The sequence below is a fragment of the Archangium violaceum genome, from assembly GCF_016887565.1.
Classification (GTDB): Bacteria; Myxococcota; Myxococcia; order Myxococcales; family Myxococcaceae; genus Archangium; species Archangium violaceum_B.
Map to the genome: position 1 here is coordinate 5848498 of NZ_CP069396.1, position 26984 is coordinate 5875481.

Genomic DNA, 26984 nt, shown 5'->3' on the forward strand with positions numbered 1-26984 from the left:
GGGGAAGCTGTCGGTGCAGAGCAGGGAGGGGCGCACCTTCCGCATCTGCCTGCCCGTGGTAGAGGAGGCTCCTCGCCCCGTACGCGCACAGGAGTGCCTGAGTCACAGCATGGCGTCGAACTCGGGTGTGGTCAGTGGTGAACGGCCCACGGGCCCGTCGTGGCGTCAGATTTTCCGGCTGTTCGCGGTCGTTGCATAAGGCGGGTCGCCTGCTATAAATCCCCCCGCAGTCCTGGTCCCGTAGCTCAGTTGGATAGAGCGGCGGTTTCCTAAACCGCAGGCCGCTGGTTCGATTCCAGCCGGGGCCACTCGCCCCGCCTCCGTGTCCCTCGGAGGCGGGGCTTTTTTTCGTCCGTGGGTGTTCGGGGAGGTGTGGTAGAGGCACCCCATGGACGAGAAGCTGCGACACGCGCTGGGTGGGGTGACTCGGCCCTGAGGCGCTGCCTGCAGGATGGGTGCCAGGGGCCCGGGCGGGTTCTCCTGCGCGTACTCCTGCGGCAGCCGTCCCATGCAGGAGGTCGCTCGGGTTGTCTCACCCGGTACACGCACTGTCTGGGGTTCCGCCGAGTCACCCGTCGTGGCACGAGGACTGGTCTCTCCTCGGCTGTCATGGGTCATTGAACCGTCAAACAAATAAAGAGAAATGAACGCGTCCTCCCGAGCCCCGGGCCGCCAGTCACGACTGGGCGCATGCGTTCTCGTTCACTTTCTCGGAAAATGGCGTCCCGTTTCTCTGCATGTCGAATGCAAGAATGAGCGCTTCTAACTGGTTTGTCAGTTCTGGCCGTGATTGCGTGTAGGACTGTTTCCACACTGGATTCCGGTTGGGAATTACATTACGTAGTGAATCGTACAGCTGAGTGGGGGCGGGCTTGGCGATCCGCGCGAAAGCCATTGCCATCCAATGGATCCCGCCTGTCGGGCCGCGACTCCTGCTCAAGCAGACAGTCTTCTGAGTCATCCGCCAGCGACTGCGCGCGCACTGGCGGTTGTATGGCCATTGCTCCAGCACGCCGAAACACACGCAAAATTTTCGTGTCTCTCAGGGTCAGATGCAGACAAGTCAGACACCAACAGGACAGGGCGTTGTCGAGGGTGCACGCGGTGCCGGTGAGCTGCGCGAATGGCTCATGGGGCAGATTGCCTCGCTCGTCGGCCTCGAGACTCGCGCGGTGGTGCCCACCGAGCCCTTCTTCAATCTGGGCGTCGACTCCGTCATCGCGATGAAGTTGATCGCCGGGCTCTCACAGAGGCTCGGCCGGCCGCTCTCGCCCACGTTGATCTGGGAGCATCCGACCATTGAAGGACTCTCCAGCCATCTCACCCAGACGGATGCGGCGAGGATTGCCACCACCGCGTCGAAGTCCGAGCTCGTCGCGGACGAGTCCGAGCCGATCGCGCTCGTCGGTCTGGCCTGCCGCTTCCCGAAAGCACCCGATGCCGAGGCCTTCTGGCATGTGCTTCAGGCGGGGCTCGATTGCGTGACGGAAGTGCCACGCGATCGTTGGGACGCGAATCTCTATTACGATCCGACTCCTGGGGCCCCGGGAAGGATCGTCACGCGCAACGGTGCCTTCCTCGACTCCGTCGATCGTTTCGATCCGAACTTCTTCGGGATTTCGCCCCGAGAGGCCGGACAGCTCGATCCCCAGCAGCGCTTGATGCTCGAGCTGTCGTGGGAGGCGCTCGAGGACGCGGGGATCGCGCCCCGGACGCTGCGCGGCTCCCGGACGGGCGTGTTCACCGGCCTGGTCTGGCGGGACTACGCCGATCTCCAGACGCTCCAGGGGGCGTCGCCCACGCTCCACACCTGCACCGGACATGCCGGGAGTATCGCCGCCAACCGGATCTCCTACGCGTTGGGCCTCGAGGGGCCCAGCCTGGCGATCGATACGGCGTGCTCCTCGTCGCTCGTCGCCATCCACGAGGCGTGCCGCAGCCTCCGGGCCGGCGAGTCGACCCTGGCACTGGTCGGCGGAATCCAGCTCAACCTCTCCCCCCGTACCTTCATGGCCGTCTCGGCCTTCGGCGCCCTCGCGCCCGACGGGCGGTGCAAGACGTTCGACGCGCGGGCGAATGGCTATGGGAGAGGTGAGGGCGGCGGCGTCGTCGTGCTCAAGCCGCTCTCCCGCGCCCTCGCCGACGGCGACTCCATCTATTGTGTCATCCGCGGCAGCGCGGTGAACAACGACGGCGCCAGCAACGGCCTCACCGCTCCGAATCCCAAGGCCCAGGAGCGGCTCCTTCGCGACGCCTACGCCTCCGCGGGCATCGACCCCGCCCGGGTGCAGTACGTCGAACTGCACGGCACGGGAACGCCCCTCGGAGATCCGATCGAGGCGGGCGCGCTCGGCGCGATCCTCGGTGCGGAGCGGGCGCCCGAGCGGCCACTCCACGTGGGCTCGGTGAAGACCAACATCGGGCACCTCGAGGCCGCCGCGGGTATCGCCAGCGTCATCAAGGTTGCGCTCGCGATCCGGAATCAGAAGCTCCCGCCGAGCCTGCACTTCGAGCAGCCGAACCCGCACATCGCCTTCGACGCGCTTCGCCTGCGCATGCAGACCCGGCTCTCCTCGTGGCCCGTCGAGGAGGAGCCCGCGACGGCCGGCATCAGCTCCTTCGGCTTCGGTGGCACCAACTGCCATGTCGTCGTCGAGGAGTATCGCTCCGGGCCGCGCGGGAGCGCCGCGCCGCCGCTCGATGCGCACGCTGTCCCGGTGCCGGGCCGTCCAAAGATCGCCTTCCTGTTCGCTGGCGCTGGCTCGGCGTGGTGGGGAATGGGGCGGGAGTTGCTGGGCTCCGAGCCCGTCTTCCGCGCTCGCTTCGAGGCCTGTGACGCCGCCTTCCGGCCACTCGGTGGCTGGTCGCTCGTCGACGCCCTGCTCGCACCCCGCGCCCACGCCCGCTTCGACCGGGGCGAGGTGCAGCTGCCGGTCGTCCTCGCGTTCCAGATCTCCCTCGCGGCCTTGTGGCGCCACTGGGGCATCGAGCCGAGCGCGGTCATCGGCTACAGCGTCGGCGAGTGGGCGGCGGCGCAGGTGGCGGGAATCCTCACCCTCGACGAGGTCTTCGCGCTCGCCCACCACTACATCCAGGTGCAGCGGAGCGTCTCCGGCGGCGCCGGAATGGCCGTGGTCGGGTTGCCCGGCGCCGAGGTGGCGGAGCGCATCGCGCCCTACGAGGGGCGGATCGCGATCGCCTCCGAGAACGGACCCCGTTCCACGGGGATCGGTGGCGATTCCGCGGCGCTCCAGGAGTTCACCTCGCGGTTGGCGGCGGCGGGGATCTTCGCTCGCACGGCGGAGATCGATTTCTACGCTCACATCCCGCATGTCGAGCCGCTCAAGCCGCTCTTCCTCCAGAGCTGTCCGGCGCTGCGGCCCATGCCGGGCCACGTGCCGATGGTGTCGACGGTCACGGGTTCCTTCGTCGACGGTCTGTCGCTCGGTCCGGCCTACTGGGCCGACAACTTCCGCGAGCCGGTGCGCTTCTCCTCGGCCGTGAGGACCCTGGTCGAGGGCGGGTACGAGCTCTTCCTCGACGTCAACCCGCACCCCATCCACGCGCCCTCGGTCCAGGAGAACCTCGAGGTCCTTCCGGGGCGGGCCTCGCTCGTCGCCAGCATGCGGCGCGGCGAGCCGTCTCGCGACGCGCTCCAGCGGGCGCTCACCACGCTGGCCGGTGCTGGTGGCGCGGTCCGTTGGGAGCACGTCTTTCCGGGGACGGGGGTGGCACCTTCCGCTGGGAGCCGGGCCGAGCTGTTCGTCCTCTCGGCGAAGACGGAGCAGGCTCTTCGGGAGCAGGCTGGCCGCACCGCCGCCCGGATCCGCCGCGAGCCCGGGCTTTCGCTCACCGACCTCTGTTACACGGCGGGGGCCCGGCGCAACCACCACGAGCACCGGCTCGCGTTGGCCGCGGAGACGGGGCCCTCGCTCGCGGAGGGGCTCGAGGCGTTCGCCCGCGGCGAGGCACTCCAGCGCAACCAGGCCCACGGCAGGGTGCGCCCCGGTGAGGCCCCGCGCATCGGCTTCGTGTTCTCGGGACAGGGGTCCTTCCCGCTCGGGGAGAGCGTCCGGTTGCTCGAGGAGGAGCCACGCTTCCGGGAGTCCTTCGAGCGCTGTGCGCAGGTGTTCCGTGCCCGGACCGGCGTGTCCCTCTTCGACGCTCTCGAGTCCGTGCGAGAGGGCTCCCGCCCGCCGCGGACCGAGGTGGAGCAGCCGCTCCTGTTCGCCTTCCAGGTGTCGCTCGCCGCGCTCTGGGGCACGTGGGGCGTCCGTCCCGACGCCGTGGTGGGCCACAGCGTCGGTGAGATCAGCGCTGCTCACATCGCGGGGATCCTCTCTCTCGAGGATGCCGTCGCCCTGGTCGTGAGCCGCAGCCGCCTCATGGGGCGCGCGGCCGGACTTGGGGGCATGGCCACGATCGAGGCGCCGCTCGAGCAACTGGTGCCCGTCCTCGAGCCCTACGGGGACCAGCTCGCGATCGCCGCGGTCAACGGTCCAAGGGACGTGGTGGTCTCCGGTCCGGTTCAGGCGTTGGAGTCGCTGCGGGACCTCCTCACGGGGCGGGGTGTTCGCGTTCGCCTGTTGAACGTCGACTACGCCTTCCACGGCCCGCAGATGGACCCGTACCTGGAGGAACTCGACGCCTGCCTCCAGCAGCTCGCGCCGAAGCCGCCGGTGATCCCCCTCTATTCGACCGTGAGCGGGAAGCTGGCCTCGGCCTCGGACTTCGATGCGGCTCACTGGCGGGCCAACGTCCGGCAGCGCGTCCTGTTCGTGCCCGCAGTCGAGGCGATGCTCGCCGACGGCTACCGCGCCTTCGTCGAGATCGCTCCGCACCCCGTCCTGTTGCAGCCGCTGAGCCGGATCCTCGACGCGTCGGGGCTCGAGGGCACCGCGGCGATGTTCTCCGCTCGCCGCGACCGGCCGCCGCGGGCCTCGTTGCTCGGGGCCCTGGGCGCGCTCCACACCCTGGGGCGCGAGCTCTCGTGGAAGGGTGTCTTCCCGGACGGCGGCCGCGTGGTGGAGCTGCCGTCCTATCCCTGGCAGCGACAGCGCTACTGGTTCGACGCCACCCCGGGGCCCGCGCCCGTCCGCGCCCACCCCCTGCTGGGCCGTCGTGTGGACGCACCTCCGGGGGAGACCGTCTTCGAGGCCGTTCTCCGCGGCGATCGACTGCAACTGCTCAGCGATCACCGGCTCTACGGCACGGTGGTCGTCGCTGGCGCCAGCATGGTCGGCATGCTGCTCGATGCCGCCGGGCAGCTCTGGGGCGGCGACCGCTGCTCCGTCCAGGACGTGCTGTTCCTGCAGTCCATCGCTCTCGAGGACACGGAGGAGCGCCTCGTTCAGGTGTCCATCGCGGCCAGCGGCGCCTTCCGGCTGTCGAGCCGGACCGGCCAGGGAGACGACGGTGCTCCGCGTTGGACCGTGCACGCGACGGGACGGCTCGAGCGCGGTGGGGCGGGGGAGCCCGTTCCCGAGCGCGAGGTGCTCGCCGAGCTCGAGGCTCGATGTCAGCCGATCGCGTCCATCGAGCGGTTCTACGAGGGCATCGACCGGCAGGGGCTCGAGCTGGGGCGGCAGTTCCGCTGGCTCGAGGCGGTCTGGCAGGGGAAGCGAGAGGCCTTCGGCCGGCTGCGCATGTCGGAGCCGAGCGATGGGGCGGGTGACTACCGGCTCCATCCAGGACTCATCGACTCGTGCTTCCAGGTGCTCGGCGCGGTCTCCGGGTTCGCGTCCATCGAGGGCCTCGCCTTCGTGCCCATTGGGATCGGCCGCTTCACGCTCCTGGGCGAGCAGCGCCAGCCGCGCTTCTGCCACCTGGTGCTCCGCAGCGGCTCGGGCGGGGTCGACGAAGCCTCGACCGTGGACCTGCGCCTGCTCGACGAGTCGGGTCTCGTCGTGGCCGAGGTCTCCGGGCTGGCGATCCGCCGGGCGCCGCGAGAGGCGATCCTGCGCCGCGACGCGGCTGCTCCGTCGCTGCTCCTCCGGGTGGAGTGGCAACCCCGGCCCATCTCCCCGTCACTCCAGGCGGAGTCCTCCACCTGGCTCCTCCTCGCGGATCGCGGGGGTCTCGCCGCCCGGCTCGCCGGACAGATCGAGTCCCTCGGAGGCCACGCGGAGCTGCTCGATCCGGGGGCGAGCGCGCGGGATGTCCTCGTACGTCTCGATGCTCTCGACGCCGCGAAGCGGGCCCGCGCGGGGATCGTCGACCTTCGAGGCGTCGATGCCGGCGCACCGCTCGAGGCACTCGAGGCGGGCGTCGGGCTCGTCCAGCAGTTGGTCACCCGCCGTGACGCGGCGGCGCCCCGCCTCGTCCTGGTGACGCGTGGAGCCCAGGCGACCGGGGCCGATGACGGGCCACTCTCCGTCGATCAGGCTCCACTCTGGGGTCTCGGTCACGTGATTGCCCTGGAGCATCCCGAGCTGCGCTGTCTGCGGATCGACCTGGATCCGTCGGGAGCGCTGGAGGACGCGGCACGGCTCGCGGCCGAGCTCGCGGCGTCGGGAGACGAGGAGCGCGTGGCCTTCCGCGCGGGACGGCGCCTCGTGGCGCGCCTCTCGCGCACGAAGCTGCCCCCGGCGGTGCGGCCCCTTCCGTTGGGGGGCGAGGCGACGTACCTCGTCACCGGTGGGTTGGGTGGCCTCGGGCTCGAGACCGCGCGGTGGATGGTCGAGCGGGGAGCACGCCACCTGGTCCTGATGGGCCGGAGCGAGCCGGGACCTCGCGCGCGGGAGCTGTTGGAGGCGCTGCGGGCCACTGGAGCCACGATCGTCGTCGCGCGGGGTGACGTGGCGGTGCGTGAGGAGCTCGCGAGAGTGCTCGGGGAGATCCGCGCCTCGATGCCGCCCCTGCGCGGTGTCATGCACGCGGCCGGTGTGCTCGACGATGGGCTCCTGGTCCGCCAGGACGGGGAGCGGATGGCCCGCGTCCTCGCGCCGAAGATCCAGGGGGCGTTGAACCTCCATCGCGAGACGCTCGAGGATCGCCTCGACTTCTTCGTCCTCTTCTCGTCGATCAGCGCGGTCTTCGGTACCTCGGGGCAGACCAGCTACGCGGCCGCCAATGCCTTCCTCGACCTCCTGGCCCACCAGCGGCGTGCGCGGGGCCTGACGGCCACGACCATCAACTGGGGCCCCTGGGCCGAGGTGGGCATGGCGGCGCGTCTCGCGCCCGAGGCGGGCAAGGCGTGGTCCGTCTTCGGACTCGGCCTTCTCGCTCCGAGTGCCGGCCTCTCGGCGCTGGAAGGAATCCTCCGCGCCGATCTCACGCAGGTGGTGGTGGCCGGAGCCGCGGAGAACGGGGCGCGGGAGACGCTCGCGCCCTTCTTCGAGGCGCTGGCCGCTCGCCGTTCCGAGGAGCCCCGTCCGGAGCCGTCCGGTGGCGCACTGGCCGGTATGCTCGCCGGTGCTTCGCCCCGCGAGGCCCGGGCCCGCCTGCTCTCGCATCTCCAGTCCCAGGCGATCGCCGTGCTCGGTCTGCCGCCTTCGTCCGTCATCGACCCGCGGCGTCCGCTGCAGGAGCTGGGTCTCGACTCGCTCATGGCGTTGCAGCTCCGCAACAGCCTCTCGACGAGCCTCGGTCGGCCGCTCCCCGCCACGTTGCTCTTCGATCACCCGACACTCGAGTTGCTCCTCGAGCTCCTCGGGCGCGATCTCGTCCCGGCGAAGGAAGAGGTGTCCGTACCGGCACCACGCCAGGTCAGGGCCCGGGCGGCGAGCACGAGTGGTCCGGAGCCGATCGCGGTGGTGGGCATGTCGTGCCGGCTGCCCGGTGGCGTCCGAGACCCGGAGGACTTCTGGAAGCTGCTCGCGGGCGGCGTGAACGCGGTGCGCGAGGTCCCCAAGGAGCGCTGGGATCTCGACACCTGGTACGACCCGGATCCCGAGACGCCGGGGAAGATGTACTCGCGGCACGGTGGCTTCCTCGACGAGGTGGATCTCTTCGACGCCTCGTTCTTCGGCATCTCGGGGGCGGAGGCCCGGTCGATGGATCCGCAGCAGCGGATCCTGCTCGAGCTGAGCTGGGAGGCGCTGGAGAGCGCGGGCATGGCGGTGGATCGGCTGAAGGGCAGCCCCACCGGGGTGTTCCTCGGGATCTGCCTGAGCGACTACGCCCTGCTCGAGCTCAATGCCCAGGATCCGAGCGGCATCAACGCCTACTCGGGCTCCGGCGGCGTGCTGAGCGTGGCGGCGGGGCGCATCGCCTATGCGCTCGGCCTGGAGGGCCCGACCTTCGCCGTCGACACGGCCTGCTCCTCGTCGCTGGTCGCCACGCACCTGGCCTGCCAGAGCCTGCGCGATGGCGAGTGCGACCTGGCGCTCGTCGGGGGCTCGAACCTGCTGCTCTCGCCCCGGATGACGGTCTATTTCTCCAAGCTGAAAGCGCTTTCGCCGGATGGTGCCTGCAAGGCCTTCGACAGCTCCGCCAACGGCTACGTGCGAGGTGAGGGCGCGGGTGTCGTGGTCCTCAAGCGCCTCTCGGATGCGGTCGCCGACGGGGACCCGATCCTCTGCGTGGTGCGCGGGTCGGCCGTCAACCAGGATGGCCGCTCGAATGGTCTCACGGCCCCGAGCCGCCCCGCGCAAGAGCGGGTGATCGAGAGCGCGCTCCGGCAGGCGGGCGTCGCACCCCTCGAGGTCGGCTATGTCGAGGCCCACGGGACGGGGACGTCGCTCGGCGATCCGATCGAGGTGCAGGCGCTCGCCGCCGTCCTCGGCCGGGGACGTCCGCGCTCGACGCCTCTCGGGATTGGCTCGGTCAAGACCAACATCGGGCACCTGGAGGGCGCGGCGGGTGTCGCCAGCCTGATCAAGGCGATCCTCGCCCTGCGGCACCGCGAGCTGCCCCGAAGCCTCCACTTCAAGGAGCCGAGCCCGCACATTCCCTGGGACGAGCTGCCGGTCGAGGTGATCTCCGAGCACCGGCCGTGGACCGTTCCCTCCGGAGGACGCCGGATCGCCGGCGTCAGCTCCTTCGGCTTCAGCGGGACGAACGCGCACATCATCCTCGAGGAGGCTCCCTCGGACGCGCGCCGCTCGGGCTCCCCGAGCACCGTGGAGCGTCCCGAGCTGCTCGTCCTCTCCGCCCGTGCGCCCGAGTCGCTGCGCGAGATGGCCCAGCGCTTCTCGGCCCGGTTGTCGGGTGCGGACGGAAGTGACGACGCGACGCTGCACGACTTGTGTTACTCGGCGAGCTGTCGTCGGAGCCACCATGAGCATCGGCTCGCCGTGGTGGCTCGTTCCCGAAGCGGTGCGGTGGAGGCGATGGATGCCTTCCTCCGCGGAAGGGCCCACCCCGACGCGCAGGTCGGGTACGCGCTTGCTGGCGCGGCGCCGCGGGTCGTCTTCCTGTTCACGGGCCAGGGGGGCCAGTGGCCCGGCACCGGCCGCGCCCTCCTCGCCGAGGAGCCCGTCTTCCGCGACGCCCTGCGGGCCGCGGATGAGGTGCTGAAGGGCCTCTCTGGCTGGTCGGTCATCGAGGAGCTCCAGCGGGAGAGTCCCCGCTTCGACCAGGCCCACATCTCCCAGCCCGCGCACTTCGCCCTCCAGTCGGCACTCGTGGCGCTCTTGCGCTCCTGGGGGATCGAGCCCGATGCGGTCCTCGGTTCCAGCATCGGCGAGGTCGCCGCGGCGCACGCGGCGGGGGTCCTGTCGCTGGAGGAGGCGATGCGCATCACCGTCGAGCGCAGCCGCATCCTCCACGCCATCGCTGGCCGGGGCGCGATGAGCGCCGTCGAGCTCTCCGAGGAGGAGGCCCTCGCGGCGATCGCGAACCATGGCGATCGGCTGTCGGTCGCGGCCATCAACAGCCCGGGCTCCACGCTCCTGTCGGGCGAGGCAGGTGCGATGGACGAGGTCCTCGACGCGCTCGTGGCACGCGGTGTCTCCTGCCGCCGGCTCGGCCTGGACTACGCCTCGCACAGTCCCGCGGTCGAGCCCTACCTCGAGGAGTTCCGGCGGACGCTCGGCGCTCTTCGCCCGAGGCCCGCGGCGCTCCCGATCTTCTCCTCGGTCTCGGGCCGCCGCGCGGAGGCGGGGGACTTCGATGGCGCCTACTGGGCCCGGAATCTCCGTCAGCCGGTGCGCTTCGCGCCCGCGATCTCCACGCTCGCCGGTGAGGGGTATTCGCTCTTCGTGGAGATCGGCCCCAACGCCGTCCTGGCGCGCCCGGTCCAGCAGTGCTTCCAGCACGCGGGGAAGAGCGCGACGGTGCTGTCGACGTTGCGGCGGGGCGAATCCGAGCGCCAGACCCTGCGGGCCCTGCTGGGCGGGCTGTTCGTCGCGGGTGTGTCCGCCGAGTGGAGCCGCCTCTACCCGGAGGGTGGACAGCTGGTGCCCCTGCCGCCCTATCCGTGGCGGAAGGAGCGTTACTGGGTCTCGAACCCCGCGTCGACCCGCCCGGTGCTCGCGGCGCGGAGCGATGTCGCGCTGCATGGGCGCCGGCTGCGTTCTCCGCTGGCCGAGACCCTGTTCGAGGCGGAGTTGTCCGCCGAGCGGATGCCCTTCCTGCGCGAGCACCTGCTCCACGGCGCGCTGGTGGTCGCTGGCGCCGGACATGTCGCCATGGCGCTCTCGGCCGTCCGGGAGCTCCGAGGCACCGCCCCGGTGCGTCTGGCGGACATCGTCTTCCCGCGCCCGCTCGTGTTGAAGGAGGGGAGCGAGTGTCCGGTCTCGGTGGTGGTGGGCCCGGAGCAGGGTGGCCGCGCGCCACTCCGCATCCAGAGCCTGGAGGGTGACTCGGAGTGGGTGCTTCACGCGGAGGGGCGGCTGCTGCCTTCGGAGCCGCGGGTCGCGGCGCCCGCGTCGGCACCTCTCGGGGAGCTGCGCGCCCGCTGTACGCGGGAGCTCGATGCCTCGCGGTTCTACGAGGCCATGGACGCCGACGGTATCTCGCTCGGGCGGCGCTTCCGGTGGGTCGAGCAGTTCTGGCAGGGGGAGGGTGAGGCACTGGGCCGGATGCGTGCCCCCGAGCCCGAGGATCAACACCCGAGCGCACCGCTCCACCCCGGGTTGATCGACTCCATCTTCCATGTCCTTCGCGCGATTCCGGGGATCGGGCGGGACGATGGCGTGCCCTACATCCCCGTGGGGATCGACGCGGTGTGCTTCCTGGAGCAGCCTCGCGGCAAGCTCTGGGCGCATGCGGTGTTGAGGCCCGAGGGCGGTCGTGACGGCGAGACGCTGACCGCCGACTTCCGTCTCATCGAGGAGGACGGCAGGACGATCGCGTGGATCGAGGGACTGCTCGTCAAGCGAGCCCCTCGCGAGGCCTTCGAGCGCGATGGCGTGCGCGGGCTCGGCGAGAAGTTGTTCCAGGTGCGCTGGCGGCCGGTGCCTCCGGTGGCTGCGACGGCACGGGAGCAGGGCTCGTGGTTGATCCTCTCCGATCGCGGAGGGCTCGGCGACGCGCTGGCCACGCGGCTCGGAGGAGAGAACCAGGTCTGCCGCACGATCGCCGCGCCGGAGCCGACGGAGTCCGAGCAGGCCTTCCATCGCCGGGTGGAGGAGGCCCTCGCCTCGGGAACCTGTCGGGGCGTGGTGTACCTCGCGGCGCTCGACGCGGGAGCCGCGCTGCCAGGAATGGAGTCCCAGGCCGCCACGGAGGCGTTGGTCGGAGCGGTCCGGGTCGTTCAGGCCGTCGCGCGGATGGAGCGTGGCACTCCGCCGCGGCTCTGGCTGGTCACCCGGGGAGCGCAGGCGACGGACGAGAGCCCTCGGCCCCTGTCACTCGCCCAGGCGCCACTCTGGGGACTCGGGGCCACGGTCCGTCACGAGCACCCCGAGCTCCGCTGCGCCCTCGTCGATCTGGATCCGGATCCGGCCGCGGATGGGGTGCTCGCCCTGGCGCGGGAGCTGCTCTCCTCGGATGGTGAGGAGCGGGTCGCCTGGCGTGGAGGAGCGCGGCTGGCGCAGAGGCTCTTGTCGCTCGACGCGATCCCGGAGCCCGGTCCCGTGCCGGTCTCGGCCGACGGCACCTACTTGATCACCGGCGGTCTCGGTGGGCTGGGTCTCCGCTGTGCGCGATGGCTCGCGAACGAGGGGGCGCGGCACCTCGCCCTCCTCGGCCGGAGCGCGCCCTCCGAGGAGGCTGGGGCCGAGCTGCGCGCCCTCGAGGCCCAGGGCGTCAGGGTGCGCGTGCTCCAGGTGGACGTGGGAGCTCGGGAAGCGCTCGCGCGTGCCCTCTCGGAGCTTCGCGCGGACATGCCCCCGTTGCGTGGCGTCCTTCATGCGGCGGGCCTGCTCGATGATGCGTTGCTGGTCCGCCAGGAGCGCGAGCGTATCGAGCGCGTCCTCCGGCCGAAGGTGGCGGGTGCCCTGCACCTGGATCAGGAGACGCGCGGCGATCCGCTCGACTTCTTCGTGATGTTCTCGTCGATCGCCGCGCTGATCGGCGGGGAAGGGCAGGCCAACTACAGCGCCGCGAACGCCTTCCTGGACGCGCTGGCCTCCGAGCGGCGGGCACGAGGACTGCCCGCGCAATCGCTCGCCTGGGGCCCCTGGGCCGAGGTGGGCCTGGCGGCGGCCCGATCCGATCGGGGTGAGCGCCTCGCGGCCCTGGGCATCGAGAGCCTCGCGCCCGACGAGGGCGTGGCCATCCTCGGGCGCCTCCTGCGCGGGACGGCCGCGGCGCACGTGGGCATCGCCCGGATCGACTGGAAGCGGTGGCGGCGGACGTCCCCCGCGGTGGATCAGGCCTCCCTGTTGGCCGAGTTCCTTCGCTCGCAGGTGGAGGCCCCCCCGCCGAAGGTACCCGTCGCCGCGCCCGACCTCCAGGAGCTGGCCCGCCTGGCTCCCGAGGAGCGCCGCGGGCAGATCGATGCCTTCCTCCGGCGCGAGGTCGTCACGCTCCTGGGTCTCTCCCAGGATCTGGCCGACGGCCGGCTCCCACTCGTCCGCTTCGGCTTCGACTCCCTCATGAGCATGAAGCTCAAGGCGAGGCTGGAGCTGACACTCGGTCTCTCTGTTTCGGCCGCCAAACTGCTGAGCGGTCTGAGTTTCGATGAGCTCGTGGAGCTCGTCCTCGCGCGGGTCGAAGAACTGCAGCCGGAACCCGCTCCCAACGATCAGATGGAGGAATTCCGATTTTGAACGCCACCGAACTCATCGCTGAGCTGACCCGTATCGGTGTGGAACTCAAGGTCGAGGACGATCACCTCCGGGTTCGCGCCGCGCGCAACGTCCTCACTCCGGAGTTCCAGAAGCTCATCGCTGCCCACAAGGCGGAGTTGATCGAGCTGCTCCGGCGGCGGGATGCGGCTTCTCCCTCCACGCGGCAGTACGAGCCCTTCCCCCTGACCGACATCCAGGAGGCGTACGTGGTCGGGCGGGGCACCGACTTCGGAATCGGAGGAATCTCCTGCCACCTGTACCACGAGATCGACGGCCGCGATCTGGACGTCGGGCGACTGTCGCGGGCGTGGCAGCGCCTCATCGAGCAGCACGCGATGTTGCGCTCGGTGGTGCTCCCGACGGGAGAGCAGCGCGTCCTGGAGAGCGTGCCGGCCTTCTCCATGCCCGTGCTGGATCTGCGCGGGCAGGCCTCCGCCACCGTCGAGCAGAAGCTCGCGGAGATCCGTCAGGAGCTCTCGAACCGGTCCACGCCCCTGGGACAGTGGCCGACCTTCGACCTGCGCGCGACGCTGCTCGATGGCGGACGGACGCGCATCCACTTCGACATCGACGCCATCACGGTCGATGCCTCCGCCGTGCTCGCGCTCCTCGAGGAGTGGCGCCAGCTCTACACCGCTCCAGAGCGGAGCCTCACGCCGGTGCCGGTCTCCTTCCGGGACCATGTGCTCGCGGAGATCGCCGCCCGGAACTCGGATGCCTTCCGGATCTCGGAGGCCTACTGGAACGCGCGCCTCGCGGAGCTGCCGGAGGCGCCGGTGTTGCCGCTCGCCACCTCGCCCGAGCGCCTGGTGCGCCCCTCGTTCCGGCGTCTGAGCGGCCGCCTGGATGCGGCGCGGTGGACCCGCCTGAAGGAGCGGGCCGCCGAGGCGGGGCTCACCCGCTCCGGCCTCGTCTGCACCGCGTTCTCCGAGGTGCTCGCGGCCTGGAGCGAGAACCCGCGCTTCAGCCTCAACATCACGCTCTTCCGGCGCCTGCCCATCCACCCCGACATCGACAGGGTCGTGGGTGACTTCACCACCAACGTGCTGCTCGAGGTCGACGGACGCGGAGAGAGCTTCACCGCCCGCGCCGTGCGTCTTCGCGATCAGCTCGCCCAGGATCTCGAGCACCTCCACGTCAGCGGGGTGCGCGTGATGCGCGAGCGCGCGCGGCGGCGGGAGGGGCTCGGGGTGCTCATGCCGATCGTCTTCACGAGCCTCCTCGGGCATCGCCCCGGCAATGCGGCAGGCGGATCTCCCTTCGATTGGCTGGGCGAGACGGTCCACGCCATCACCCAGACGCCGCAGGTGTGGCTCGATCACCAGGTCCGCGAGGACGACGGCGCGCTCTGTTACTCCTGGGACAGCCCGGAGGGACTCTTCCCCGAGGGACTCCTCGAGGATGCCTTCGCGGCCTACGGGGAGCTGCTCGGCCGGCTCGCCGACGACGGAGCGCTCTGGGCGGAACGCTCCGTGGTGAGACTGCCCGCCGCGCAGCTCGCGCGGCGCGAGAAGTACAACGCCACCGCGGCGCCCATCCCCGAGACGCGCCTCGACCGGCTCTTCCTCACCCAGGCGGAGCGGGGACCCGAGCGCATGGCTGTCGTGGATGCGGGGCGGACGATGAGCTACTCGGAGCTCCTCGGTCGTGCCGGATCGCTGGCGGCGCGGCTCGTCGAGCTCGGTGCGCGGCCCGAAGCGTTGATCGGCGTCGTTCTGGAGAAGGGGTGGAGGCAGGTCGTCGCGGTGACGGCGATCCACCTCGCGGGTGCCGCCTACCTCCCGATCGATCCGGCGCTCCCGGACGAGCGCCGCCGGCTCCTGATCGAGGAGGGCCGGGTCGAGGTGGTCGTGACCGAGTCCGCTCTTGAGGAGCGGCTCACCTGGCCCGAGGGAGTCCGTGTCGCGACCGTCGGCGATGTCATGGGTGAAGCGCCTCGGCGTCTGCCGACGCGCGCCGCGTCGGACCTCGCGTATTGCATCTACACGTCGGGCTCGACCGGCCGCCCCAAGGGGGTGATGATCGAGCACCGCGCCGCGGCGAACACGATCATCGACATCAACCAGCGCTTCGGAGTGGGCCCGGAAGATCGCGTCTTCGGCCTCTCATCGCTCGGCTTCGACCTCTCGGTCTACGACATCTTCGGGAGCCTCGCCTCCGGCGCGGCGGTCGTCCTGCCCCAGTCCGAGGCCGCGAGGGATCCCGCGCGCTGGCTGCAACTGCTCCGCGAGCAGCGCGTGACGATCTGGAACTCGGTCCCGACGTTGATGGAGATGCTCGTGGACCTGGTCGAGGCCCGCGGTGAGCGCCTCCCGGACTCCCTGCGCCTCGTGATGATGAGCGGCGATTGGATCCCCGTCACCCTCCCGGATCGCATCCGGCGCCTGTCGCGCGATGTCCGGGTCATCAGCCTCGGAGGCGCGACGGAGGGATCGATCTGGTCGATCCTGCATCCCATCGGCGAGGTCGAGCCCTCGGCGCGCAGCATTCTCTACGGCCGTCCGATGCTGAACCAGCGCTTCCACGTGCTCGACGAGGCGCTGTCGCCGCGCCCGGAGCATGTGCCCGGCGAGCTCTACATCGGTGGCGTCGGGCTGGCCCGGGGCTACTTCCGTGATGAGGAGACGACCCGCGCGCGCTTCTTCACGCACCCGCGCACCGGCGAGCGCCTCTACCGCACGGGTGACCTGGGCCGCTTCCTTCCCAGCGGGGACATCGAGTTCCTCGGCCGGAAGGATTTCCAGGTCAAGATCGCCGGGCATCGCATCGAGCTCGGGGAGATCGAAGCGGCGCTCCTGCGGAATCCAGCGATTCGCGAGGCGGTGGTCGCGGCTCCCGGCGAGCGCACTTCCAGGAGGCTCGTCGCCTACGTCGTCCCGGCCGAGGGGCAGGCCATGCCCTCGGACGAGGCGCTGCGCTCCTTCCTGGGCACGACGCTGCCCCAGTACATGGTGCCCTCCGTCTTCGTCCGCCTGGAGGCGCTGCCGCAATCGGCGAACGGCAAGGTCGATCGCAAGGCCCTGCCCGAGCCCGCGGTGCAGGCCTCGCGCACCGCGGGTCTCACGGAGGGGAGGGGAGGGGAGGTCCTCGCGAAGGTCACCCGGCTCGTCGCCGAGGTCCTCAAGCGCCCCAGGGTCGAGCCGGAGGATGCGCTGCTCCAGCTGGGGGCCACGTCGGTGGAGTTGATCAAGCTCGCGACGCTGCTGGAGCAGGCGTTCGGAAGCCGGCCACGGATGGCCGAGTTCCTCACGCTCCGGAGCGCCGCGGAGATCGCCGCCTACTACGTCGAGCGCCAGCCGGCGGAAGCCGCACGTGAAGGCGACAAGGCGAGCGGTGAGCAGGGTCTGATCCTCGACCTCGCGCAGCGCGAGGCCTGGAAGCGCGACCGCCACGGCATTCGCCGCTTCGACGAAGGCGCCGAGCAGGTGCCGATGGCCACCTTCCCCGATGACGAGAAGTACCGGCGGCGTCATCTCGAGCGCGCCAGCCACCGGACCTTCTCCTCCGAGCCGCTCGAGGCGCGGGCCCTGGGTCGTCTGCTCTCGTGCCTGCGGCCCCTCGAGCTCGACGGGAAGTTCAAGTACCAGTACGGCTCGGCCGGAGGCTCCTACGGGGTCCAGGCCTACCTTCACATCGCCCCCGGCCGGGTCCGGGGCCTCGAGGCGGGCGCCTACTACCACGATCCCGCGCGCCACACGCTCGTGCGGCTCTCCGGCTCCGGCGCGCTCGATCCGAACCTCCACACGCCGGGCAACCGGCCCATGTTCGAGGGCTCGGCCTTCTCGCTCTTCCTCATCTGCGATCGCCGGGCGATCGAGCCTCTCTACGGGGAGAAATGGCGGGACTTCGCGCTGCTCGAGGCGGGGCTGATGTCGCAACTCCTGGAGATGCGCGCCGCCGAGAACGAGCTCGGACTGTGCCAGGTCGGAGAGCTGCGCTTCGACGACATCCGCGCCGCGTTCCGGTTGGAGGAGGCGCACGCGTACCTCCACTGCCTCGTGGGCGGCTCCATTGCTTGGGAAGAGGGCTCGCTGTGAGCACATCCGAATTCGTCGTCGAGCTCCAACAGAAGGGTATCGAGCTCTGGGTCGAGGGAGACGCGCTGCGGTTCCGTGCTCCGCCCGGACTCCTCACCGACGAGGTGCGCTCGGCTTTGAGGGAGCGCAAGGCGCAGCTCCTGGAGCACCTGCGTGCCTCGAACCGTGTGGCGGAGGTCAAGGCCGCCGCGAGTGAGCTGGCCACGCCGGCCGCGCCAGCGGACGACGCGCGCTTCGCGCCCTTTCCGCTCACCGACATCCAGAACGCCTACTGGGTGGGTCGGCAGGATGCCTTCGACTCGGGCGGCGTCGCGGCGCACAGCTACCTGGAACTCGCCTTCGACACGCTCGAGCTCGAGCGGCTCGAGCACGTCCTCCGGCGCCTCATCGCTCACCACGACATGCTGCGCATGGTGGTGCTCCCGACCGGCGAGCAGGTGGTGCTGGCGTCGGTGCCGCCGTTCTCCATCACCTCCTATGATCTCCGCGGGGCTCGAGCCGAAGAGGTCGAGGCCCACCTGAAGGCGATCCGCGCCGAGCTCTCGCACCAGGTGCTTCCGGCCGATCGCTTCCCCCTGTTCGAGGTGCGCGCGTCCCGGCTCCCCAGCGGGCGGGTCCACCTCCACATCAGCCTCGATCTGCTCGTGGCCGATGCCTTCAGCGTCCAGCTCCTCATCGAGCAGTGCGCCGCGCTCTACCAGAATCCGGAGGCGGAGCTCGCTCCGCTGAAGCACACCTTCCGTGAGTACTTCGTCGCCGCCGCGAGGCGCCGCGACCCGGGCTCGAAGGCGTATCAGCGCTCGCTCGAATACTGGCGGGGCCGCCTCGAGACCCTTCCCGGTCCTCCCGAGCTACCGCTCGCCGCCGACGCGGACGTGAAGGGACCGCGCCGCTTCACGCGCCGGAAGGGAGGGCTGGATCAGGCCTCCTGGCGCGCCTTCCGGGAGCGCGCGGCGGCCGCGGGTGTGACGGCCTCCATGGCGCTGGCCGCGGCCTACGGCGAGGTGCTCCGCGCCTACAGCCGGAGCAACCGGCTGACGCTCAACCTGACCCTCTTCAACCGGTTGCCGCTGATCGAGGACGTGGAGCGGATCATCGGCGACTTCACCTCGGGCATCCTGCTCGAGATGGACGGGACGCGGCCGGAGTCCTTCGCCGCGCGCGCGCGCCGGCTCCAGGGACAGCTCTTCGAGGACCTGGAGCACTCGGCCGTGTCGAGCGTGCAGGTGCTGCGGGAAGCGGCCCGCGTCGATCGCCTGGATACCGGCACGGGCATGCCCTACGTGTTCACGAGCCTGCTCTCGGAGACGGGACGCTCGTTGCACCTGACCGAGGGCGTGCGGATCGTCGAGGTCATCAGCCAGACACCGCAGGTGTGGCTCGACCACCAGGTCTTCGAGCTCAACGGCGAGCTCTATTACAGCTGGGATTCCGTCGACGCCCTCTTCCCCAAGGGGCTGATCGACGCCGTCTTCGAGGCGTATGGGAGGCTCCTGCGCCGGCTCGCCAACGAGCCTTCGGCATGGGACGCGCCCGCCAGGCAGCCGCTTCCGCCCGAGCAGCTCGCGCGCCGGGAGGCCTACAACGCCACCGAGCGGACCGTGCCCTCGGAGCGAATGGAGGCGCTCTTCCTGCGCCAGGCGGCCGTGCGGCCCTCGGAGCCTGCGGTCATCACGAGCAACCGGGTCCTGACGTACGGCGAGCTCGAGCGCCGCTCGGCCCGAATCGCGTCGTGGCTCCTCGCTCATGGGGCCGGGTCGGGACGCCTCGTGGCGATCGTCGCCGAGAAGGGTCCGGAGCAGGTGATCGCCGCGCTCGCCATCCTGCGCGCCGGAGCGGCCTATCTGCCCCTGGATCCGTCCCTCCCGACCGAGCGCCTCCACGGCCTGATCGAGGAGGCTTGGGTGGAGCTGGTGCTCACGCAGTCGCACCTGGACACGTCGCTGCGCTGGCCCGAGGGGCCGAGACGGCTCGCGGTGGATCGCGACGAGCGGCTCGACGTGCCGGAGCGCGCGCTGCCGGAGCTTCAGGGCAATGACCTCGCCTATGTCATCTACACCTCGGGTTCGACCGGCCGCCCCAAGGGCGTGATGATCGACCATCGGGGAGCGGTCAACACCCTCATCGACGTGAACGAGCGGTTCGGCGTGGGACCCCGGGACCGGGTGCTCGCGCTCTCGTCGCTCAGCTTCGATCTGTCGGTCTACGACATCTTTGGAACGCTCGCCGCGGGCGGGGCGATCGTGATCCCGGAGCCCGGAACGCTGCGCGATCCCAGCCATTGGTTGTCGCTGCTGGAGAAGGGGCGGGTGACCCTCTGGAACTCGGTCCCCGCGCTGATGGAGATGCTCATCGAGTTCATCGAGGGGAGTGGTGGGCGTCTGCCCGACACGCTGCGCCTGGTGATGATGAGCGGAGACTGGATCCCCGTCACGCTGCCCGATCGGATCCGCGCCCTGGGCAGGGCCATCGAGGTGGTGAGCCTCGGTGGAGCCACCGAGGCGTCGATCTGGTCGATCCTGTACCGGATCGGCGAGGTCGACCGCTCGTGGCGGAGCATCCCCTACGGCCAGCCGATGGTGAACCAGCGCTTCTACGTGCTGGATGACGCGCTCGAGCCCTGTCCGGACTGGGTCGCGGGGCAGCTGTACATCGGGGGTATCGGTCTCGCGCTGGGCTATCACCGCGACACGGCCCGGACCATCGAGCGCTTCGTCGTCCACCCGCGGACCGGCGAGCGCCTCTACGCGACCGGAGACCTGGGCCGATTCCTGCCCGACGGCAACATCGAGTTCCTCGGCCGGGAAGACTTCCAGGTCAAGGTCCAGGGCTACCGCATCGAGCTCGGAGAGATCGAGGCCGCGCTCGACACGCACCCGGCGGTGCGCAGCGCCGTGGTCAATGCCGTGGGGAAGCCGGGAGGGGCCAGGCGCCTGGTGGCCTATGTCGTCCCCGACCAGTTGCCGACGAACGTCCTCGCGAAGGATCCGTCGCGGGAGAAGCTCGCCGAGGCGCATGAGCCGCAGCCGCTCCAGGGCGTCATCTCGGATCCCGTCGCGCGCCTGGAGTTCAAGCTGAAGGGGCCCGGTCTGCGGGCGGACGCCGGCAACCGGAAGTCCATCGCCCTCCAGAAGCCGGAGCCCGGCGAGGTCCTGCTCCAGAAGTACACGGAGCGGCGGAGTCATCGGACGTTCCTTTCCGGGCCCGTCTCCTTCGAGCGGCTCAGCGAGCTGTTGAGCTGCCTGATGGCGCTGTCCCTTGAGGACTCCCTGCTGCCGAAGTACCGGTACGCCTCGGCGGGCGGACTCTATCCGGTGCAGGCCTACCTGCACGTCAGGCCGGGCCATGTCGAAGGGCTCGCGGGAGGGACCTACTACTACCATCCGAAGCGCCACGAGCTGGTGCTGCTCTCGGCGGATGCGGCCATGGACCGGAGCCAGCATGCGCCCGGCAACCGGTCCGTCTTCGACACCGCCGCGTTCTCCCTCTTCCTGGTCGGGCAGATGAACGGGATCGAGCCCCTCTATGGAGAGCTCGCGCGGGACTTCTGCCTGCTCGAGGCTGGCTACATGTCCCAGCTCCTGATGAGCTCGGCGCCGGGCTGTGAGCTGGGATTGTGTCCGATAGGAGGCCTGGACTTCGAGCCGCTGCGCAAGCAGCTCGCGTTGGACGAGCAGCACGTGCTGCTGCACAGCTTCCTGGGTGGCGGGGTCGGCGCCGCCGCGACCGTGGCGAAGCCGGCGGTGCAGGCCGCCGCCTCGTCGCTTCAGGAGGAGCTGCGGCGCTACCTGGCCACGAAGCTGCCGGACTACATGGTTCCCACCTCCTTCGTCCTGCTGGACGCGCTGCCACTGACGTCCAACGGCAAGGTGGATCGGAGCGCGTTGCGCGCGCCGAGCGAGCCCTCGACGACGCCGGAGCCCACGACGGCCCGCGCACCGGGCTCGGACGTGGAGCGGTCCATCGCCGCCATCCTCGAGGAGGTGCTCCACCTGGACGAGGTGGATGTCCACCGCAACTTCTTCGATCTGGGCGGGACCTCGGTGCACATCGTGCAGGTGCACCGCAAGCTGCGGGAGCGGCTCGGGGTCGAGCTGCCGATCGCGCAGATGTTCCGGTACACCACCGTCAGCACACTGGCGGAGTACGTCAGCGGCAAGCTCGCCGAGGCGGGGACGGTGGCGCTCCGCCAGGAAGCCCCGCCGAAGGCCGTGAGTGCGCCGAGCGCACCGGTCGCGCCGAGCTCGCACCAGGCCCGCGAAGTGGCCTCGCGCGAGTCGCCCGGGAAGCAGGAGCCCATCGCCATCGTCGGCATGTCCGGCCGCTTCCCAGGCGCGCGCAACCTCGGGGAGTTCTGGCGGAACCTGTGTGAGGGCGTCGAGTCGGTCTCCTTCTTCACCGACGAGGAGCTGCAGCGCTCGGTGCTGGAGCCGTCGATGCTGCGCGATCCCAACTATGTCCGGGCGGGCGCCGTCCTCGACGACGTCGAGTCCTTCGATGCCGAGCACTTCGGGCTCATGCCGAAGCAGGCCCGGCTCACCGATCCGCAGCACCGCATCTTCATGGAGTGCGTGTGGGAGGCGATCGAGGACGCGGGCTACGACCCGAGGAGACTCGAGCGGCTGGTGGGGGTCTATGCCGGCTCCATCATCAGCAACTACCTGCTGTTCCACCTCGGTTCCACGGTGGGCCGCGAGGGAGCCGTCCGCGATCTGCAGACGCTGATTGGAAACGACAAGGACTACCTGGCCACCCATGTGTCGTACAGGCTTGGCCTGAAGGGACCCAGCATCAGTGTCCAGACGGCCTGCTCGTCCTCGCTGGTGGCGGTCCACCTGGCCTGTCAGGCGCTGCGGAACCGTGAATGCGACATGGCGTTGGCCGGCGGCGTGGCCGTGCGGTTGCCGCAGAAGTCCGGCTACCTCTATGAGCAGGGCGGCATCCTGTCACCGGATGGCCACTGCCGTGCATTCGACGCGGACGCCCAGGGAACCATCTTTGGCAGCGGCGCGGGGGTGGTGGTCCTCAAGCGTCTCTCCGACGCGCTGGCGGATGGCGATTGCATCCGGGCGGTGATCCGAGGCTCGGCGGTCAACAACGACGGAGCGTTGAAGATTGGTTACACGGCCCCCAGCCAGGATGGCCAGGCGGCGGTGATCTCCTCCGCGTTGGCCGCGGCGGGCGTGAGCCCGTCCAGCCTCGGCTACATCGAGACCCATGGGACTGGCACGCCGCTGGGTGATCAGATCGAGATGGCCGCGCTCCAGCAGGTCTTCCGTGGCAGCACCGATGCGGTCGGCTTCTGTCCGATCGGCTCGGTGAAGACGAACGTCGGGCACCTGGAGGTCGCGGCGGGCATCGCGGGTCTGATCAAGACCGTCCTGAGCCTGCAGCACCGGCGCCTGCCTCCCAGCCTGAACTTCAAGAGCCCCAACCCGCAGATCGACTTCGCGCACAGCCCCTTCTACGTGAACACCCAGCTCTCCGAGTGGGCCGGAGCGACGGCGCCTCGCCGGGCCGGAGTGAGCTCGTTTGGCATTGGCGGCACGAACGCGCACGTGGTGGTGGAGGAGGCGCCGGAGCAGGTGCGGAAGAAGGAGGGGAAGGAGCGGCCGAAGCACGTGCTGGGCCTGTCGGCGAGGAACGAGAAGGCCCTGCGGGAGCTGGCGGGGAAGTACGCACAGCACCTGGAGGGGAAGGAGCAGGAGGGGCTGGGAGACGCCTGCTACACGGCGAACGCGGGGCGTGGACGGTTCACGCACCGGCTGGCGGTGGTGGGCGGGACGGTGGAGGAGTTGCGGAAGGAGCTGGCCGAGTACGCGAGGGGCGGGGGCGTGGAGAGGGGCGCGGTGGGTCAGGCGCCGAAGGCGGGAGCGGCGGAAGTGGTGTTCCTGTTCACGGGACAGGGAGTGCAGCACGAGGGAATGGGAAGGGAGCTGTACGAGACGCAGCCGACATTCCGGGCGGTGCTGGAGAAGTGCGACGAGGTGCTCAGGCCGGTGCTGGGCGAGTCGCTGCTGGAGGTGCTGTACGGAGGAAAGGGGCACCTGCTGGAGAAGAGCGGCGTGACGCAGCCGGCGCTGTTCGCGCTGGAGTACGCGCTGGCGCAGGTGTGGAGGGAGTGGGGGGTGAAGCCGGCGGCGGTGATGGGGCACAGCCTGGGGGAGTACGTGGCGGCGTGCGTGGCGGGGGTGTTCAGCCTGGAGGAGGGGCTGAAGCTGGTGGCGGAGAGGGGAAGGTTGATGGAGGAGCTGCCGGAGGCGGGGAGGATGGTGGCGGTGCTGACGAGGCAGGAGAAGGTGGAGCAGGCGGTGAAGGGGTACGAGGGGAGGGTGGAGATAGCGGCGGTGAACGGGCCGGAGGAGACGGTCATCGCGGGGAAGGCGGAGGCGGTGGAGGAGGTGGTGGAGAAGCTGAAGGGCCAGGGAGTGGAGTGCCGGCAGCTGAAGACGACGCACGCGTTCCACTCGCCGCTGATGGGGCCGATGGAGGAGGCGTTCGAGAGGGCGGCGGGGAAGGTGAGGATGGGGAGGCCGGAGCTGGAGCTGGTGACGAACGTGAGCGGGAGGGCGGCGAGCGGGGGAGAGGTGAGCCAGGCGGGGTACTGGAGGAAGCAGCTGAGGGAGCCGGTGAGGTACTGGGAGGGGCTCGAGGGGCTGTACGAGAAGGGGTACCGGGTATTCGTGGAGGTGGGGCCGAAGCCGACGCTGGTGGGGGTGGGGAAGAGGTACCTGGGGAAGGAGGAGGCGGAGTGGGTGGGGACGCTGAAGCAGGGAGGAAACGACTGGGAGCAGATGCTGGGGAGCCTGGCGAGGCTGTACGTGAGGGGAGTGGAGGTGGACTGGGAGGGCTTCGACAAGCACTACGCCAGGCGGCGCACGCCGCTGCCGACCTATCCCTTCCAGCGTGAGCGCTTCTGGGTCGAGCGCCCTCGTGGCCAGATGCGCGCCGCCGTGTCCGGCGCTGGCGCCCATCGCCTGCTGGGACGGCGCATCTCGTCGCCGGTCCTCAAGGAGACGGTATTCGAGTCCTCGGTGAGCACTGGTGCACTGGCCTTCCTCGAGGATCACCAGGTGCATGGCGCGACGGTGCTGCCCTCCACCGTCTACATGGAGATGGTGCGGGCCGCGGCCGGCGAGCTCTTCGGCGCCGGCCCTCATGCGGTGGAAGACCTGCTCATCCAGGAGGCGCTCGTCCTGCACGGTGACGAGGAGCGGAACCTCCAGCTCGTCCTCACGCCGCGAGGTGGTGATGCGCTCGCCTTCCAGCTCTTCAGCGCGCGGGGTGACGTGGCTGGCGCTCAGCGGGAGGTGCCCTGGAAGCTGCACACGTCGGGTACGGTCCGCAAGGCGCGGCAGGGCGAAGTCGCGCCCGAGTCGCGATCGCTCGACGAGCTGCTGTCCCGGTGCTCCCAGGAGGTGCCGGCGGCGACGCTCTACGAGCACTTCCAGGCCCGGGGCATCACCTACGGGCCGGGCTTCAAGGGTGTCGAGCGCGTCCGCCTCGGCCGTGGAGAAGCACTGGGATGGATCCAGCTCCCGGAGGGCCTGGCCTCGGAGACGGCTGTCGCTCCGATCCATCCGGCGCTGCTCGATGCATGCCTCCAGGTCTGCGGCGCCGTGCGTCTCGAGGACGGCACGCGGTCACAAGAGGACGTGCTCTACCTGCCTGTCGGGCTGAAGCGGATCCAGGTCTGGCGCGCGCCGGGCACGGCTTGCTGGAGCCACGTCTCCATGCAGTCCCAGGAGCCCTCGTCGGAGGGGCTGTTGACCGGGAACGTGCGCCTCCTCGATGCGTCCGGCGCGGTGTGCGCCGAGGTCGAGGGCTTGAGGTTCCAACGGGTGAGCCGCTCGGCGCTGCGGCGGATCCTCGGGACGGGGCGTGACTGGACCTACGAGGTGCGGTGGGAGCAGCGGTCACGCGGCGGCGTCCCGGAGGGCAATGCCCTTCGCGGCACCTGGGTGCTGCTCGCCGATTCCGATGGTATCGCGGCCTCGCTCGCCGAGGCGCTGCGGGCACGCGGGGCGCGTTGCGTGCTGGCCCGTCCCGGATCCGCCTACGAGGCTCGGGCCGGAGGGACGTTCACCCTCGACCCGGCGCGCGTCGAGGACTTCGCGCGCATGCTCCAGGATGCACCGGGACCGGACGGTCTGCCCTGTCGGGGGATCGTGAACCTCTGGGGGCTCGATGAGGGTCGGGACCTTGGCTGCAAGAGCGTTCTCCACCTCGTCCAGGCCCTCGGAAAGAGTGGAGCCGCGGTACCCCCTCGTCTCTGGGTGGTGACGCGCGGCACGCAGCGCACGGGGCATGAGTCGTCTCCCCCGTCCTTGAATCACGCGGCGCTGTGGGGGCTCGGCCGTACCCTCGCGCTCGAGCACCCGGAGCTCTGGGGCGCGCTCCTGGACCTCGATACCGGCTCGCGTTCGAGCGACATCTCCCCGCTGCTCGAGGAGCTCCTCCATGAGCCGGACGGCGAGCAGGTCGCCTACCGGAACGGACGGCGGTATGTCGCCCGCCTCGCGCGTTGCACGGGTCGGGACGCGCGGTCTTCCTCGGCCTCCCGCATGCGGGAGGATGCGAGCTACCTGATCACGGGTGGACTGGGTGCCATCGGCCTTCATGTGGCCCGGTGGATGGTCGAGCGCGGGGCGCGGCACCTCGTGTTGATGGGGCGCAAGGAGGCCAGCGGCGCGGCGGAGGAAGCGCTGCGGTCGCTGCGAGAGGCCGGAGCCCGGATCCAGCTGGTTCAGGGCGATGTCTCCCGAGCCGACGACGTCGCGCGGGTGCTGGCCACCGTCGCGCGGAGCGGGCCTCCGTTGCGCGGCGTGATGCACGTCGCCGGTGTGGTGGAGGACGGCACGCTGCTGCAGCAGGACTGGTCCCGCTTCGAGCGTGTGCTCGCACCCAAGCAGCAGGGCGGTTGGAACCTGCACGAGCAGACGAAGGAGCTGGACTTCTTCGTGCTGTTCTCCTCCTCGGCCTCGCTGCTGGGCGCGGCGGGACAGGGCAACTACGCCGCGGCGAACGCGTTCATGGATGCGCTCGCGCATCACCGGCGGGCGCTCGGGCTCCCGGCGGTGAGCATCAACTGGGGACCCTGGAGTGGCGGCGGAATGGCGGCCTCCCTCGGCGTGCCGGAGCAGCGGCGCTGGTTCGATTGGATCGAACCGGAGCAGGGCTTGGAGACGCTCGGTCGGGCCCTGGAGTCGGGACCGGCGCAGGTGGCGGTGCTGCCCGTCGAGTGGGCGAAGTACGTCCAGCGCTTCGATGGCGCGGGCTCGCCGAAGCTCCTGGAGAAGCTGCTCGACGAGGCGCGAGCGGGGATGCCCAGGGCGAAGGAGCCCACGCTGGTGGAGCGACTGAAGGGACTGTCGCGCAACAGGCAGCAGGAGACGTTGCTCGACTACATCCATCATCAGGTCGCCCAGGTGCTGGGCTTGGACCCGTCCAGGCCGCTCCCGGGCAATCAACGGTTGTTCGAGTCGGGTCTGGACTCGCTCATGGCCGTCGAGCTGAGGAACCGCATCCAGTCCAGCCTCGGCGTGGAGCGCCCCCTGGCGGCGACCCTGGTGTTCGAGCATCCCAGCATCGAATCCCTCGTCGACCACCTGGCCACGGAGGTGCTCTCCCTGGAGCCCCTCGTCTCCGCCCCCGAGCGGTCTCCCGGGAAGGAAGAGCCCGCGGGAGCGGTGCTGGCGGAGCTCGAGCAGCTCCCTCAAGACGAGCTGGGAGCGCTGCTCGACCAGAAGCTCGCGTCGCTCGAGAAGCTGATGGGTGGGGACTAGTGCCCGTCGCCCTGTCCGAATCCTTGCCCCCGAAATCGATGAGA

General features: G+C 70.3%; 3 protein-coding genes and 1 tRNA gene. All 4 read left to right on the forward strand.

Annotated features, from left to right (window positions below; genetic code table 11):
• The first annotated feature begins 234 nt into the window (after nucleotides 1–234).
• Nucleotides 235–308 (forward strand) — tRNA-Arg (locus JRI60_RS23835).
• Between the two features lie 822 nt (nucleotides 309–1130).
• Nucleotides 1131–13097 carry a type I polyketide synthase gene (locus JRI60_RS23840; protein WP_204228187.1) on the forward strand — a complete coding sequence of 3989 codons (11967 nt, stop codon included), beginning with the start codon at nucleotides 1131–1133 and terminating at the stop codon, nucleotides 13095–13097.
• A complete protein-coding gene (locus JRI60_RS23845; protein WP_204228188.1) occupies nucleotides 13094–17155 on the forward strand; it encodes a non-ribosomal peptide synthetase in 4062 nt (1353 codons plus the stop codon). Before JRI60_RS23840 ends, JRI60_RS23845 begins: the two co-directional genes overlap by 4 nt.
• Nucleotides 17152–26940, forward strand: coding sequence for a non-ribosomal peptide synthetase/type I polyketide synthase (locus tag JRI60_RS23850; RefSeq protein ID WP_204228189.1), 9789 nt, complete (start codon nucleotides 17152–17154; stop codon nucleotides 26938–26940). The genes JRI60_RS23845 and JRI60_RS23850 overlap by 4 nt, the downstream gene beginning before the upstream one ends.
• Nucleotides 26941–26984 lie beyond the last annotated feature (44 nt).